16 protein-coding genes are annotated in these 14,495 nt (G+C 65.4%); 10 read left to right on the forward strand and 6 right to left on the reverse strand.

The genetic code is table 11. The features are described 5' to 3' along the window. Both ACXJL8_RS14845 and ACXJL8_RS14850 read left to right on the forward strand, forming a co-directional pair. Positions 1-908: DUF898 family protein (locus ACXJL8_RS14845; protein ID WP_456685167.1), on the forward strand; the 908-nt coding region annotated here is incomplete at its 5' end. A 3-nt stretch (positions 909-911) separates the two neighbouring features. Then, positions 912-2,036, forward strand: coding sequence for a M48 family metallopeptidase (locus ACXJL8_RS14850; protein WP_456623845.1), 1,125 nt, complete (start codon positions 912-914; stop codon positions 2,034-2,036). Positions 2,037-2,042: 6 nt separating this feature from the next. On the opposite strand, the gene upp is transcribed toward ACXJL8_RS14850, so the two are convergent. Genes upp through ACXJL8_RS14865 form a run of 3 tightly spaced genes read right to left on the reverse strand, consistent with a single transcriptional unit; the run spans position 2,043 to position 5,225 of the window. Then, on the reverse strand, positions 2,043-2,672 hold the full coding sequence (gene upp, locus ACXJL8_RS14855; RefSeq protein ID WP_456623846.1) for a uracil phosphoribosyltransferase: 630 nt from the start codon (positions 2,670-2,672) through the stop codon (positions 2,043-2,045). Positions 2,673-2,722: 50 nt separating this feature from the next. After that, a complete protein-coding gene (locus tag ACXJL8_RS14860; protein WP_456623847.1) occupies positions 2,723-3,961 on the reverse strand; it encodes a URC4/urg3 family protein in 1,239 nt (412 codons plus the stop codon). 7 nt (positions 3,962-3,968) lie between these two features. Next, the gene (locus ACXJL8_RS14865; protein WP_456623848.1) at positions 3,969-5,225 is read right to left on the reverse strand and encodes a GTP cyclohydrolase II; all 1,257 of its coding nucleotides are present in this window, start codon (positions 5,223-5,225) and stop codon (positions 3,969-3,971) included. A gap of 312 nt (positions 5,226-5,537) precedes the next feature. Between ACXJL8_RS14865 and ACXJL8_RS14870 the strand changes: the two genes are divergently transcribed. Next, complete coding sequence (locus ACXJL8_RS14870) at positions 5,538-6,665, forward strand: threonine synthase (RefSeq protein ID WP_456623849.1); 1,128 nt, start codon at positions 5,538-5,540, stop codon at positions 6,663-6,665. An 82-nt stretch (positions 6,666-6,747) separates the two neighbouring features. Then, positions 6,748-7,554: a class I SAM-dependent methyltransferase gene (locus ACXJL8_RS14875; protein WP_456685168.1), complete on the forward strand. Its 807-nt coding sequence runs from the start codon at positions 6,748-6,750 to the stop codon at positions 7,552-7,554. An 80-nt stretch (positions 7,555-7,634) separates the two neighbouring features. Here the strand turns inward: ACXJL8_RS14875 and ACXJL8_RS14880 are convergent, their stop codons facing one another. Then, the gene (locus tag ACXJL8_RS14880) at positions 7,635-8,450 is read right to left on the reverse strand and encodes a DUF2927 domain-containing protein (RefSeq protein ID WP_456623851.1); all 816 of its coding nucleotides are present in this window, start codon (positions 8,448-8,450) and stop codon (positions 7,635-7,637) included. 285 nt (positions 8,451-8,735) lie between these two features. Further along, positions 8,736-9,314, reverse strand: coding sequence for a L,D-transpeptidase (locus tag ACXJL8_RS14885; protein ID WP_456623852.1), 579 nt, complete (start codon positions 9,312-9,314; stop codon positions 8,736-8,738). Positions 9,315-9,573: 259 nt separating this feature from the next. Here ACXJL8_RS14885 and ACXJL8_RS14890 point away from each other — a divergent pair, with 259 nt between their 5' ends. Continuing rightward, a complete protein-coding gene (locus ACXJL8_RS14890) occupies positions 9,574-11,121 on the forward strand; it encodes an acetolactate synthase large subunit (protein WP_456623853.1) in 1,548 nt (515 codons plus the stop codon). 258 nt (positions 11,122-11,379) lie between these two features. Continuing rightward, a complete protein-coding gene (locus tag ACXJL8_RS14895) occupies positions 11,380-11,898 on the forward strand; it encodes a hypothetical protein (protein WP_456623854.1) in 519 nt (172 codons plus the stop codon). 69 nt (positions 11,899-11,967) lie between these two features. On the opposite strand, the gene ACXJL8_RS14900 is transcribed toward ACXJL8_RS14895, so the two are convergent. After that, complete coding sequence (locus ACXJL8_RS14900) at positions 11,968-12,201, reverse strand: DUF3551 domain-containing protein (RefSeq protein WP_456685169.1); 234 nt, start codon at positions 12,199-12,201, stop codon at positions 11,968-11,970. A gap of 266 nt (positions 12,202-12,467) precedes the next feature. Here ACXJL8_RS14900 and ACXJL8_RS14905 point away from each other — a divergent pair, with 266 nt between their 5' ends. From ACXJL8_RS14905 to ACXJL8_RS14920, 4 genes are all read left to right on the forward strand, one after another. Next, positions 12,468-12,806: a hypothetical protein gene (locus ACXJL8_RS14905; RefSeq protein WP_456623856.1), complete on the forward strand. Its 339-nt coding sequence runs from the start codon at positions 12,468-12,470 to the stop codon at positions 12,804-12,806. A gap of 220 nt (positions 12,807-13,026) precedes the next feature. Further along, positions 13,027-13,512 carry a hypothetical protein gene (locus ACXJL8_RS14910; RefSeq protein WP_456685170.1) on the forward strand — a complete coding sequence of 162 codons (486 nt, stop codon included), beginning with the start codon at positions 13,027-13,029 and terminating at the stop codon, positions 13,510-13,512. 95 nt (positions 13,513-13,607) lie between these two features. Further along, positions 13,608-14,090, forward strand: a complete 483-nt coding sequence (gene greA, locus ACXJL8_RS14915; protein ID WP_456623858.1) for a transcription elongation factor GreA — start codon at positions 13,608-13,610, stop codon at positions 14,088-14,090. Positions 14,091-14,313: 223 nt separating this feature from the next. Continuing rightward, positions 14,314-14,495, forward strand: a 182-nt coding sequence (locus ACXJL8_RS14920) for a hypothetical protein (protein WP_456685171.1), incomplete at its 3' end; no start/stop codon positions are given.

Below are 14,495 nucleotides of genomic sequence, written 5' to 3' on the forward strand. Positions count from 1 at the left end.
GCAAGGAGCTCCTGATCGGCTTCCTGTTCGCGCTCGCGATCCTGGTGCCGATCTATCTCGCCTATTTCCTGATCGGCATCGAGTTCGAGCGCTGGCAGGGTTTTGCCTCGACGCCGCTGTTCATCAGCTTCTACGCCTTCGGCCAGTTCGCGATCTATCGCGCGCGGCGCTACCGGCTGACGCGCACGGTCTGGCGCGGCGTGCGGTTCTGGATGGACGGGTCGGGCTGGGCCTATTCGTTCCGCGCCATGCTGTGGGGCCTGCTGGTGTTCCTGACCCTCGGTCTGGCGCTGCCCTGGCGCGAGGCTTCGCTCGAACGCTACAAGATGCAGCACACCCATTTCGGCGATCTGCGCGGCGATTTCGCAGGCGACGGCTGGACGTTCTTCAAGCGCGGCTGGTGGCTGTGGCTGCTGAGCCCGATCGCGCTGGTCATCTTCCCGCTTGCCCCGTTCTTCTATGCCCAGTTCAAGGCGCGCGAGTGGCGCTGGTGGCTCGACGGCATCCGCATCGGCGGCGTGAACGTCTCCTCGAATTTGCCGACCAACGCGTTCTACGGCGTCTACTGGAAAGTGATCGGCTGGTGGATGCTGCTGAGCGTCCTGTTCGGGCTCTACATCGCCGCCGCGACCGGGCTGGTCGCAGCCTTCGGCGGAGCGCCCGCCGGGCCCGACGCGTTCGCGCGGAGTATTCCGCTTCTGTCCATGATGGTGATCGGCTATCTTGCCCTGGCGCTTGCGCTGAACGTCGTCATGCGGATGTATCTCCAGCACGATATCTGGGTGAAAGTGCTTGAGACCGTCGAGGTGCATGACATTGGCGCGGCGGCGGATGTGCGCGGTCGCGGCGAGCTCGCCAGCGCGCTTGGCGAAGGCTTTGCCGATGGGCTCGATGTCGCAGGATTCTAGGTCGTGACCGACGTATCTGTCGAGGCGGCGGCCCGGCCCGCAAAGCCGACGATCCTGTTCGACGGCGTTTCGAGCCGCAGGCGGCAGGTCACGCTGAGGCTCGGTGACGCGCTCGAGATCGTCGAGGCGGGCGAGGCCGAGGGAGCGCAGACGATCGCGTGCTGGGCCTATCCCGACATCCGCCGTGCCGACAGCCCCGCCGGCATCTTGCGGCTCGCATGTACCTCCGCGCCGCCACTGGCACGGCTCGAGATCCGCGACGCTTCGCTCGCAGCGGACCTGGTCGCGCGTTGCACACGTCTCGACGAGCACCAGACCACGCGCCGCGGCGTCGCAAAGATCGTCGGCTGGTCGGTGGCCGCCGCCGTCTCGATCGTCTGCGTCGTGCTGTTCGGCGTGCCGCTCGCCGCCGACCGTCTCGCGCCGCTGGTGCCGAAACCGGTCGAGCGGCGGATCGGCGATGCTGCCGAGGTTCAGGTGAAGACCATTTTCGGGCGCGCCTCCTGCAATGATCCGGCCGGTCAGGCGGCCTTTTCCAAGCTGGTCAACCGCCTGCGCGATGCCGCCGGCCTTGACGACGATTCCATGACGGCCGGTGTGCTGCCGTCCTCGATACCGAACGCCTTCGCGCTGCCGGGCGGCAAGGTCTTCGTGCTGAAGGCCCTGCTCGACAGGGCCGAAAGCCCCGACGAGCTCGCCGGCATCCTCGCCCACGAGCTCGGCCATCTCAAGCATTACGACAGCATGCGCGGCCTGATCTACAACGGCGGCACCTCGTTCCTGATCGGTCTGCTGTTCGGCGACGTCACCGGCTCCTCCGCCGTGATCTTCGCCTCGCGCAGCGTGGTCGAGGCCTCCTATTCGCGCGAGGCCGAGACCGCCGCCGATACCTTCGCGATCGAGATCATGCACAAGCTCGGCCGCTCGCCGAAGCCCGCGGCGGAGTTGATGTTCCGCATCACCGGCAAGGAAGGCGGAAGCGGCTTCACCATCCTCGCAAGTCACCCGTTGACCGAGGACCGCCTCGCCCGCATGACCAGGGAAGACCGCCCCGCCAGCGGCCCGCCGCTGCTGACGGACAAGGAGTGGCAGGCGCTGAAGGGGATCTGCGGCAGCGGGAAGGTGTGAGCCTGCTTATCGCGTCCCGTAAGCGCGGTCGCCGGCGTCGCCAAGGCCCGGCAGGATAAAACCGTTCTCGTCGAGGCCTTCATCCACCGCCGCCGTCCAGATCGGCACGTCCGGATGCAAGCCCCGCAGCCGCTCGAGTCCTTCCGGAGCGGCGATCAGGCAGGCCAGCCGAATATCCTTGGCGCCGCGCTCCTTCAGCCGGTCGATCGCGGCCACGGCCGTATTCGCAGTGGCGACAACCGGCGTCACCACGATGGCGAGGCGCTCGCCGAGATCGGACGGCGATTTGAAGAAATACTCGACCGCGGCAAAGCTGTGCGGCTCGCGGTAGAGCCCGATATGTGCGACGCGCGCGGTCGGCACCAGATCCATCATGCCGTCGACGAAGGTCGTGCCGGCGCGCAGCATCGGCACGAACACCAGCTTCTTGCCCGCGATCTTGGCCGAGTGCATCGTCGCCAGCGGCGTCTCGATGACGGTGTCGGCGAGCGGCAGGTCGCGCGTCACCTCGTAGCAGAGCAGCATGCCGATCTCCTTGATCAGCTCGCGGAAGGACTTTGTCGAGATGGACTTGTCCCGCACCAGTGTCAGCTTGTGCTGCACCAGCGGATGATCGACGACCGTGACGCCTTCCATGATCGGGTGCTCCTGAAATTCATCGATGCGCAATACTGCGGATGAATAGATTAGAAAACCGTGCCGTCGCTGATCACCTTGAGCGGCGGCGAACCATCGGGACGGCGCGCGAAGGCGATCGCGCGGCCTGCGGCCCAGGTGCCGCCTTCGAGAATGCTGGCGAGCGGCAATGACTCCGGCGTGCGGCCGAGTTTTGCGCGGACCAGCTCGGCGAGCCGGTCCAGCAACGCGACGGTCAGCGCGCGCCACTCCACGACGAGCAGCGAGTCCACCGCGTGCGCACGCTCGGCATCGGCGGCATCGCGCAGCCGCAGCACCTCGTGATCGACGAACAGGCCGCCATTGCGGTACTCGGCAAGCCCGGTCAGGCCGTCGATGTCGGTCACGTCGAAACCGGCACGCTGGAGCGGCTCGATCAGCGAATAGCTCAGCCATTGCGACAGCTTGTGCAGGGGGACGAGGCCGGCGGTCGCATCATCGGCCTTGATCGCTGGATGGCGCCAGCAATCGCCGAGCGGAATCCCGGCGAGCTCGAGCCGCGACGGCCAGATCGGCCCGAGCTGGTTCAGCACCGCCGACAGGATGGCGGGCGCGGGAAGAGTGCCGTTGTTCGCCTGCGCCGCGATGTGATCGAACAGGCCGCCCGGCCGCGGCGTGTCGTGCAGACCGAAAACCGCCGCGCGCTCCGCCACCAGCCGGCCCAGGCGCCGCAGCAGATCCGTGCGTCCTTCGAGGCCGAGCAGCGGATTGGCATCCGTCACCTGAAAGGCGGATGTGAGCGCGGCGAGCGGCAGTTTTGCCAGCACGTCCGCGTCGACCCGGAAAGGCGCGTGCGCGCCGCTGGAAAAGAGACCGCTTGCGAACATGTCGAGGCTGGCGATCGCAAGCCCCTCCGACCGGCCGATGGCTTCGCCCGTCACCGCGTCCCGATAGCGCCACGCCGCGCCGGCGCCGGCATCGAGCAGCACGCTGACGATCGCAAGATCGAACTCGGCGCGCGCCCGCGCGGCGCGGTCCGGCCACGCGACCTTGCCCGCAAGCCGCGCCCAGCGGTCGACGCCATCAAGCACAAAATGCCGCCAGCGCGCATGGAAGGGAATCTCCAGCGTCGGATAGGCTTTTCGCGTGACCGCGAGCACGGCCTCGGCAACGCCGTCCATGCGGTCGAGATCAACAGCGAAATGGTTGAGCCCGCCGGCAAGGCCGATCTGAAGCATCTCACCGGCGCGCGCGCGAACCGCTGCTGCGCTGAGCAGCGAGCGGGCCTCTCGTTCCAAAGCGTCCGCCATCACGCGATCAGTACTTTTCCAGCGAACGCCCGACCACGCCGTTCACGTCCTTCTCCGGCGCAACGTCGGTCGAGTAATAGCCGGCGGCCTTCTTCGCGGCGATCTCGACATAGGCGTCGGCGGGAATGAGCTCCGGCGGGATCGGCACGCGCTCGACGATGTCGATGCCCTGCGAGGTCAGCGCGTCATGCTTCATGTCGCTCATCGACAGGAAGCGGTCGATGCGCTTCAGGCCCAGCCAGTGGATGGTGTCGGGCATCAGTTGCTGGAAACGTGCATCCTGGACGCCGGCGACGCATTCGGTGCGCTCGAAATAGGCCGCGGCCGCATCGCCGTCCTCCTGGCGCTTGCGGGCGTTGTAGACCAGGAATTTCGTGACCTCGCCGAGCGCGCGGCCTTCCTTGCGGTTGTAGACGACGAGCCCGAGCCCGCCCTCCTGCGCGCCGCGCGCGGATTCCTCGATGCCGTGGATCAGGTAGGGCCGGCAGGTGCAGATGTCGGAGCCGAACACGTCGGAGCCGTTGCATTCGTCGTGGACGCGGCAGGTGATCTTGGTGCGATGGTCCGGCAGTTTTGTCACGTCGCCGAACATGTAGACGGTGGTGCCGCCGATCGGCGGCAGGAACACCTTCATGTCCGGCCGCGTCACCAGCTCCGGGAACATGCCGGCGGTCTGCTCGAACAGGGTGCGCCGCAGCTCGTTCTCATTGGTGCCGAAGCGCTCCGCGAGGCCCGGCAGGTACCAGACCGGATCGATCGCGATCTTCACCACCGACACGCTGCCATTGGCGTGCACGACCTCGCCRTCGGCGCGCAGCCGCTTTGCGGCAAGCGCCTCGCGGATCTCCGGCAGGTCGAGCCGCGCACGCGTCACCGCGATGCTCGGCCTGATGTCGGAACCCTCGGCGATCTCCTTGCCGAAATTCTCGGCGACCAGATGGCCCCAGGGATCGAGCGCGACGATTTTTGCGGGATCGCGCCATTGCTCAAACGGGCCGATGGTCGCTGCCGGAAACGTGTTGGTCAGATCGGGACGCCGGATCGGATCGAGCGCGCCGGCGGAGACGGCGAGCGCCCGATACATCGCATATGAGCCGCCATGGCTGCCGATCACGTTGCGATCCTGCGCGCGCGACACCGTGCCGATGATCGGCCCGCGGGCGCGCGCGTCAGCTGCGCCCCAATGGATCGGAAAGGCGCCCTTTTTGCCCGGCTCCGGATGGGAGGTCAGGCGGATGTGGTCGGTACGGTTCGCGCGGCTCATGGCCAAACTCCCAAAAAGCCAACGGCCCGCCGCTCGGACGGGCCTGGCTCAGTCACGCTGCCGGCACGGACACCGGCGACGCAATCCAACATATTGTAGCGGCCAGCCACGACAGACAAGTTAATCGTGCGGGGCGGCCAAAGGCCGTTCCGGTGCCCGTCCGGATCAGTGAACGACGCCAGAACGTACCCTATATCTATGTAATTATTCGAATTTTTGAAGGGGGCGCCTCTACCTCCTTCAAACAGGTGACTGGATAAAACCTGCATATTCAGACATATCGACCGGATCGGCCCTGTCCCGGAGTGCGCCATGTCTGCCGCCAGTTACATCGACCCCCGCAACGGAAAGCTCTATCCCCTGGACCAGCCGCGCTGGTGCTCGGACGAGCGCACGCCGCTTCTGGTGACACCGGGGGCGGGGATGTCGCGCGATGAGATCGAGGGCCGCACGCGGTCGCTCTGGCGCTACCGGGCGGCGCTGCCGGTCGAGATCGCAAATCCGATCACGCTCGGCGAAGGCTGCACGCCACTGGTCGCGCAGGACTGGGGCGACCTGCGGCCGTTCTTCAAGCTCGAATGGTTCAACCCGACCGGCAGCTTCAAGGACAGAGGTTCCGCGGTGATGCTGTCGTTCCTGCGCCAGATCGGCGTCGATGCCATTCTGGAGGATTCTTCAGGCAATGGCGGCTCGTCGATGGCGGGGTTAGGTGCCGCCGGCGGCATGCGCGTGAAGATCCTGGCGCCCGCATCCACATCGCCGGCCAAGATCGCCCAGGTGCGCGCCTATGGCGCCATTGTGCAACTCGTCGAAGGCCCGCGCGAGGAATCGGAGGCCGAGGCCATCCGCCAGTCGAACCAGACCTTCTATGCCAGTCACAACTGGCAGCCGCTCTTCCTCGAGGGCACCAAGTCGCTCGCCTATGAAATCTGGGAGGATCTCGGTTTTCGCGCGCCCGACAACGTCATCGTTCCCGTCGGCGCCGGCAGCAGCCTGCTCGGCTGTGCCTTCGGCTTCCGCGAGTTGTTGAAAGCCGGTCAGATCGCAAAACTGCCGCGGCTGTTCGCGGCGCAGCCACAAAATTGCTCGCCGATCGATGCGAGCTTTCAGGCCGGCGTCGATACGCCGGTGCCGCGCGAGGTGCAGAAAACCATCGCCGAAGGCACCGCGATCAAGCATCCCCTGCGCCTGCGCGAGATCATCGGCGCCTTGCGCGAGAGCGGCGGCGGCACCGTTGCGCTCACCGAGGAGGAGATCGTCGCCGCCCTGCGCCGCCTTGCACGGCAGGGCCTGTTTGCCGAGCCGACCAGCGCCAGCGCGGCGGCCGCGCTGGAAAAGCTCTCCGGCGCCGGCGCCATCAAGGCCAACGAGACCACGGTCGCGGTCCTCACCGGCACCGGCCTCAAGGCCGCGACCACCGTTGCCGATCTCGTGCAGTAGGGCAATGCAACCGGTCTGTGTTGAACCTCCGGCGACCGTTGCCAGCCTCATGAAGATCGACCTCGAGCGAAGGGAGAGTTCCATGACCGCGCAGGACCCGTTTGCAGGTTTCAAGGCAGTCCAGAAGGAAGCCTGGTCACTGTTCACGCCGATGGAAGTGTTCACGACACCGGCTGCGGCCAAGCTCGCGAACTTTGCCGGCGTCGCCGCCGGCCAGCGGCTGCTCGACGTCGGCTGCGGCACCGGCGTCGTTGCGATCACGGCGGCACGCCGTGGTGCGAAGGTCAGGGGCYTCGACCTGTCGCCGGTCCTGATCGCGCGCGCCCGCGAGCACGCGGGCCTGGTCAACCTCGATGTCGACTTCAAGGATGGCGACGCCGAAAGCCTGCCCTATGGCGACAGCGAGTTCGACGTGGTGCTCAGCCAGTTCGGCCACATGTTCGCGCCGCGCCCCGACGTCACCATTGCCGAGATGCTGCGCGTGCTGAAGCCCGGGGGCACCATCGCCTTCTCCACCTGGCCGCCGCATCTCTATGTCGGACGGATGTTCGCGCTGGTCGGGCGCCATTTGCCGCCGCCCGAGGGCGTGGCATCGCCGGTGTTGTGGGGCGATCCGAAGATCGTCGCCGAGCGTCTTGCCGGCAAGGTGAAGCATCTCTCCTTCGAGATGGACATGATGACGCCGTCTGCGCTCAGCCCGCAGCATTTCCGCCGCACCATGGAAACGACGATCGGGCCCTTGATCAAGCTCGTCGGCGAGTACAAGGACGAGCCGGACAAGCTCAAGAGCTTCCACGCCGAGTTCGAGGCGCTGATCTCGGAATATTTCGACCCCGCCAACAACGTCATGCGCCAGCAGTTTCTGATGACGAAAGCGACGAAGGTGTGAGGCGGCGAGAGCATCCTTGCTGACCCTCCCCTGGAGGGGCCCCCTCCAGGGGAGGGTAGGAGGCAGCGGTCGTGCGGCCTCTACTCCTTCAGGTCATTCACCCGCTTCACCCAGGCGCGCACGTCCGCGAGGACTTCGGGCAGCAGCGCCCTGACCTCCTGCACGGTCATGCCGGGCTTGATGCGGGGATCGTAGAGCAGGTTGAGGATGTATTGGTCGTAGACGTCGAAATAGCCCATCGAGACGTTGTCGTTGAACATGGTCCAGGGCACGCTCGCGGTGTCGTTGATCGGGCCGAGCGATTGCAGGAGCTCCTCATAGGCGCAGTCGAGGAAGGTGAAATCGCCATTGTCGACGGTGAGGATGACGTCGGAATGCTCGATCTCGAAATTGTCGTTCTTGCGGAAGCCGGACAGGCATTGCGGATCGAGCGAGGTGCGGATCTCGCGCGCCTTCTCGGCGCCGTAGAAGCTGGAGATGGTGCGAAACAGATCGCGGTCACGCACCAGCTTCACCCGCACGTTGGCGGCCTCGCTGGTGTCGATCATGGCGATGTCGAGATGCTGCACGCGCTTGCCGATGTCGGCCACGACCTTGGCGAGCTGCGCCTTGCGGTCGGCGCGGTCGCTCTCGGCGAACACGCGCACCGGCCCGTCGAACTTGCGGATGCGGTCGACGCGGCCGGCGAGGTGATATTCGGCGCCGAACGCCGTCTTCAGAAAGCCCTCGATGATCTCGCCGTCGGTAAAGCTCTTCTTCTCGGAGCGCTGGCGCGCCGCGACCGCGGGCAATTCGCCCGCGGCAGCGATGGTAGCGGTGTCAGGCGCGGCTATGAGCGCTGCGAGCGCCAGGAGGGCGATGCGAAGGCCACGCGCGGGCGGATTCAATGCGCTCATTGTCACCCGACGCTGCCGTATTCGCGTCGCGCGCACAAGACCGCAAATTCACGCGCCCTGCGGGTTCCCGCCGATCATCTGTAGCAAAAGCGTGACAGACTTCGTGTGATCCAGCCGGAGCCGCGTGCTCCCTCAACCTCTCCCGCTTACGGGAGAGGTCGCCGCGTAGCGGCGGGTGAGGGTTCTCTCCTCTGGGGGATTGTCCCGTTGCGGAGAGACCCTCTCCCCAACCCTCTCCCGCAAGCGGGAGAGGGAGCACACCACTTGCGTGGAGGCAATTGCGCTTCAGTTGTTCAGCACCACTACCGTGGTGCCAACCGAGACACGGCCATAGAGGTCGCTGACGTCCTCATTGGTCATGCGGAAGCAGCCAGAGGATACCGCCTGGCCGATCGTCTCCGGCTCGTTCGAGCCGTGGATGCGGTAGAGGGTCGAGCCGAGATACATGGCGCGCGCGCCGAGCGGATTCTCGATGCCGCCCTTCATGTGGCGCGGCAGGTCCGGCCGGCGCGCCAGCATCTGCGACGGCGGCGTCCAGTCCGGCCACTCCTTCTTGGCGGTGATCCTGTGAACCCCACCCCAGCGGAAGCCGTCACGGCCGACGCCGATGCCGTAGCTCAGCGCCTGGCCGTTCTGGAGCACCAGATAGAGCCGCCGCTCGCTGGTGTTCACCACGATCGTGCCGGGGGCGTAGGCCCCGTTATAGTTGATGGTCGTGCGGGTGATCGGGCTCGAACCGCCACGGAAGAAGCTCGGGCCGAAGCCCATGAAGTCGCGCGTGTCGAACCCTTCGGCGAACGCGGCGCCCATCGTGGCCGACAGGAGTGCGATGGCTGCAATCGGCGCGGCAAAAAACCGGATCATTGTATCCCCCAGCAAAAAAAAATCGATTCAAGGAGGCCATATTTACGGGCATTCCGCAAGCCACGGCCCCGTGAGGACGTCATGCTTAACGATTGGCGTTACCAATTTGCAACCGCGCCAAATTGCCGAAAAGCATTAGCCAAACCGTCGCATCGTCATGCCGGGCAGGGCAGCAATGCCCGCTATTGCTTTGACGGAGGCGGCGAACAATGATTGATCGGACGGATCATTGGAAATGGCCGGTTGCGGGAGCTTTGGGATGAACGGTGCGGAAAGCCTGGTGCGGACGATGGTCAAGGGCGGGGTCGACATCTGCTTCTCCAATCCCGGCACCTCCGAGATGCATTTTGTCGCGGCGCTCGACCGCGTGCCGGGCATGCGCTGCGTGCTCGGCCTGTTCGAAGGCGTGGTGACGGGGGCGGCCGACGGCTATTTCCGCATGAAGGGGACCCCGGCCTCGACCCTGCTGCATCTCGGTCCCGGCCTCGCCAACGGCCTTGCCAATCTGCACAACGCCAAGAAGGCGAATTCCGGCATCGTCAACATCGTCGGCCAGCATGCGGTCTACCACATCGGCTACAACGCGCCGCTGACCTCCGACATCGAGGGCCTGGCCCGGCCGATGTCGTCCTGGGTCCGCACCTCCCCGGATTCCAAATCGGTGGCCGCTGACGGTGCCGCGGCGATTGCCGCCGCCAAAAGCGCGCCGCCGCAGATCGCGACCCTGATCCTGCCCGCCGACACCGCCTGGAACGAGGCCGACGGCATCGCCGAGGTGCCGGCCGAGCAGCAGCGCGCGAGCTATTCGCCGCAGGCGGTCGAGCAGGCCGCAAAAATCCTGCACGGGGACGGCGAAGGCACGCTGCTGCTGATGACCGGCAGCGCGCTGAGCGAAAAGGGCCTGGCGCTGGCCGAGCGCATCGCCGGCAAGACCGGCTGCACCGTGATGGGCCCTACCTTCCGCCCCAAGATGGCGCGCGGCCGCGGCCGCTTCTCGATCGACCGCATCCACTACGTGATCGAGAACGCGCTGCCGATGCTGGCAAAATTCCGTCACATCGTGCTGGTCGAGTCCGATGATCCCGTGGCGTTCTTCGCCTATCCGAACAAGCCGAGCATGCTCAAGCCCGAGGGCTGCGACGTGCATCGCATGACCACCTGGGGCGAGAATTCGGTCGCGGCGCTGGAAGCGCTCGCCGGCGCAGTGAAGGCGAGCGCGAACGACGTCAAGCCGCAGGCCTTGGCTGAGCTGGTCAAGCCGACCGGCGCGCTGACCTTCGCCTCGATCGCGCAGGCGATCGCATGCGCGATTCCCGAGAACGCGATCATGGTCGACGAATCCCTGACCACCGGCCGCGGCTTCTTCCCGCCGACCGCGGCGGCCGCCCCGCATGACTGGCTTCAGAACATGGGCGGCTCGATCGGCTTCTCCACGCCGCTGTCGATCGGCGCTGCGATCGCCTGTCCGGACCGCAAGGTGATCACGATGGTCGGCGACGGCAGCGCGATGTACACGATCCAGTCGCTGTGGACCCAGGCCCGCGAAAACCTCAACATCGTCACCATCGTGTTCGCCAACCGCATCTACCAGATCCTGCGCGGCGAGTTCGACAATGTCGGCGCCGGCGAGCCCGGCCAGCGCGCCAACGACATGCTGCGGCTCGACCGTCCGACGCTGGACTTCGTCGCGCTGGCGAAGGGCATGGGCGTGCCCGGCCGCGCCGTCACCAATGCCGACGAGTTCAACAAGGCGCTGGCCGAAGCCGTCGCCGAACCCGGGCCGCGACTGATCGAAGTTCAGATGTGAGTCTGGCCGATCTCTTCACCTCTCCCCGCTCTTCTGCGGGGAGAGGTCGGATTGCGCAGCAATCCGGGTGAGGGGCAAGGCAAGCTGCGGACCCAGGCAAAGGACCATCCGACTCGCACGCCGCGCGCGTTCGACCTATCATTCCAACCGAACTCGCGGAGACGGCCCCCTCACCCCACCCTCTCCCCGTAAGAACGGGGCGAGGGAGCGAGAGACCGGTCGGGACGCACAAGGGTCGAAATGGGGCCGGGGGGCACGATGCAGACCGAGCTGAACAAGGTGGTCGCGGCGCTCCGGGACTTCTACGCCCACGAAGGATTCTTGTTCGAGAAGGACATCGGCGAGCGCGCGATCACGCATCGCTTCGCCGTGCATCTGGAGAAGCAGTTCCCGGGCTGGGCGGTGGATTGCAACTACGACCGGCTCGGCGAGCGCACGCTGCACCTGCCGCACGGCACCATCATCTCGACCGACGATCATCTGGGGAAGTCGATCTACCCCGACGTGGTCGTGCATCAGCGCGAGATCCCGAAAAACCTGCTCAGTGTGGAGATCCGCAAGGCGGGCAATCACACGCCGCTGGAGCACGACCAGCACAAGCTGAGGGCGCTGACCGATCCGCACGTCTGGTTCGCCTATTGGGTCGGCGTGCTGCTGGTGCTGGCGAGGGACCGCGTCACCACGTCAGAGGTCTATGTCGGCGGTATCGTCGATCCGCCGCTGTCGCGCTGGTTCGCAACGCGGCTGGAGGAGATCGGCCATGGCGCCGCGCATTGAGCCCGCCTCGGCAACAAGGCCGCCCGGAATGGGCGGCGGCACGCGCGACATGCGCGCGCCGCCACGCGGTCAATAATAGCGCTGTTGCGAGAACGCGTAGCGCGGATTGATGCCGCAATACGCCGAGGTGCCGGAGGCCGTGGCGAGGCACTGCTGGTAGCTCGCGAACTGGCAATTGCCCGGATAGCCCCAGATGCGGCCCTGCAGGCAATATCGATCGTTTGCAGGATGCGCCTGGGCTGGCGGAGATGCTACGGTGATCAGCGCTGCGAGCRATGCGAGCGTGAGGATGGTGCGGCGCATTTCAGACTCCTTCGAGAATGAGTGGATGAGGAACATCAGTCGGCCCGTCGTGTTCCAGGGCTCGTCTGACACTTGCTCGTGTCTGTCTTGGTGTTCGCGGCGGCCGCTGCGTTCGACATGCGCGCATCATGAGGCAAGCCGCGGCCAGCTCTGTGATCTCGGCCACAGTTCGCGTCGGAGTTCCGGCCTATCCTGGGACACTTGCCCGCGTCGATCCGGCAGGACTATTTTTGCCGCATTCGGATCAGGCATTTTTGGAGGTACTGATGCAAAAGTCATATTTGCTGGCTGCGACAGCAGCGCTGGCGCTTATCATGCAGACATCGCTCGTGCTGGCGCAGGGCACGCCGGCCGCCGGCGGCACCGCGGCTCCGGCCGCCACGACCACCGCGCCGGCTGCGACGACAACGACGCCGAGCGCAACCACCGACACCTCCAGCCAGCCCTCCGACTCCAAGAAGAGCGGGTCGAAGAAGCCGGCGAAAAAGAAGATGACGCGGCAGCAGGAGATCGATCATTCGGTCGACACCGGCACCGTTCCCGCACGCTACCGCAGCTCGGTGCCCAAGCAGTACCAGCAATATATTCCGTTCGATAAGCGGTGATGGATCGCACGGGACGGCGCGACGTGATCGGATGCTGCGCCGCTGCGTGAAGAAAACGCGTCAAGACAACAATCAAGAGCCCCGTTCCGATTCCATCGGAACTGGGCTCTGGCGTCATCAATCGGTTTTGGGCGACTTGGTCAGGTGCGGCCTGACCCGCACTTCTTGCGGCGATCGACCGTAACGGTGCTAGAGTAGGCCAAAGCATCCGGGGGTCGTAATGAGTGATGATGGGAGGGATGCTGGCCTTGTGGCGATGATCAGCGGCATCCTGGGAGGCAACAAGCGCCCAGACAATAYTGCACCGCCGCCACTCAGTGAGGGTCCGCCGACCGTGCCGTCGCGCGGATTTGAGCCGGTCGCCGCGCCGATCCAGGAAGCAGCATCGACCAAGAGCGGGAATGCATCCAACGCCGCACCGGCCGCCACGAACCCGGTCGAGCCGCCCGCTCAAATCGTCATGACACCGGATGGCAAACGGCGGCTGCCTGCGGAGGTGATTGCCGATCTCGTGCTCGGTGAGTTGCGCAAGATGGATGATTTTCCAGCGTCCGGCGCCTCGGTCACGGTCTACGGCTACCGGCATTGGAACGCCATGATCACCTTCGCGCCGTTCTCGACCACGTTCCGGAATGCGACGCGGTTCCGCCAGGCCTTGCCGGATCTCGTCTTCAAGCTGCGCCGTTTCGTCGAACTTGAGATATAATCCGGGCCATCACCGGCCGTGGTCCAGCGCGTGATCCCTTGGGGATCGCGGGCGAGCACCACCATGACCCGAAACAGTTCGACAGGATTTTCGAGTTGAGCGTCGCCTTTACCAAAGAAGAGAGCGCCGAAACCGCGTCCGAGACGCTGTTGCCGGATCGCCCGATCTCGCCGCATCCGAACCTCGTGACGGAAGCGGGCTTGCAGGCGTTGCAGTTGCAGCTCCGGCAGGCACGTGAGGCCTATGAGGCCGCGCAGCGCATCGAGGACGTCAACGAAAAGCGCCGGCAGTCGGCGGTCCCCTTGCGCGATGCTCGCTACTTCGCCGAAAGGCTGCGCACGGCGCAGCTTGTTCCCCATCCGGCGTCGACCGAGACGGTCGCCTTCGGCTGCACCGTGACCTTCAGCCGCGCCGATGGCCGCGTGCAGACCTATCGGATCGTCGGAGAGGATGAAGCGGATCCAAAGGCCGGATCGATCTCGTTTGTCGCTCCGGTCGCGAGGTCGCTGATCGGAAAAGTCGTCGGCGATGTCGCAGGTTCGGGCAGCCAGGAACTCGAGATTCTTGCGATCGCGTAGCGGCGCTAGAGCGTTTTCCAGCGAAGTGGAAACCGGTTCGCGTAAAGAAAACGCGTCAAAACAAGAAGCTAGAGCCCCGTTCCGATTCCATCGGAACGGGGCTCTAGCTTCCCGGATCATTCCGCGGTCAAGCGAAAGCCTTAAAGTCGATCAAAAATGAGAGGCGATCTTAGCAATTAAGGGCTGTCGGGCAAATCTCCGCGAAGTGAGGTTCGATATGTCGTTGAGCAAGGCCTTCAATGCGCGATTGACGGAACTGAAGTTTCATCCGGCCGTTCTCGCGGTCAGACAGATCAAGAAACGTCTGGCCGATAGCGGACCTGCCCTGCGTCTCAAATTCAGTCCCCAAAAGAGGGATGGGATCATTGGGCAGTACAAGCGCGGATCAAGCGTGCAGGACGTCAT

The organism is Bradyrhizobium sp. P5_C11_2, assembly GCF_054049755.1.

Bases quoted from the DNA above. Each gene is read 5' to 3' on its own strand.
- ACXJL8_RS14885 (WP_456623852.1), bottom strand. From the start codon at position 9,314: ATGATCCGGTTTTTTGCCGCGCCGATTGCAGCCATCGCACTCCTGTCG.
- ACXJL8_RS14870 (WP_456623849.1), top strand. From the start codon at position 5,538: ATGTCTGCCGCCAGTTACATCGACCCCCGCAACGGAAAGCTCTATCCC.
- ACXJL8_RS14880 (WP_456623851.1), bottom strand. From the start codon at position 8,450: ATGAGCGCATTGAATCCGCCCGCGCGTGGCCTTCGCATCGCCCTCCTG.
- ACXJL8_RS14890 (WP_456623853.1), top strand. From the start codon at position 9,574: ATGAACGGTGCGGAAAGCCTGGTGCGGACGATGGTCAAGGGCGGGGTC.
- ACXJL8_RS14860 (WP_456623847.1), bottom strand. From the start codon at position 3,961: ATGGCGGACGCTTTGGAACGAGAGGCCCGCTCGCTGCTCAGCGCAGCA.
- ACXJL8_RS14905 (WP_456623856.1), top strand. From the start codon at position 12,468: ATGCAAAAGTCATATTTGCTGGCTGCGACAGCAGCGCTGGCGCTTATC.
- upp (WP_456623846.1), bottom strand. From the start codon at position 2,672: ATGGAAGGCGTCACGGTCGTCGATCATCCGCTGGTGCAGCACAAGCTG.
- ACXJL8_RS14895 (WP_456623854.1), top strand. From the start codon at position 11,380: ATGCAGACCGAGCTGAACAAGGTGGTCGCGGCGCTCCGGGACTTCTAC.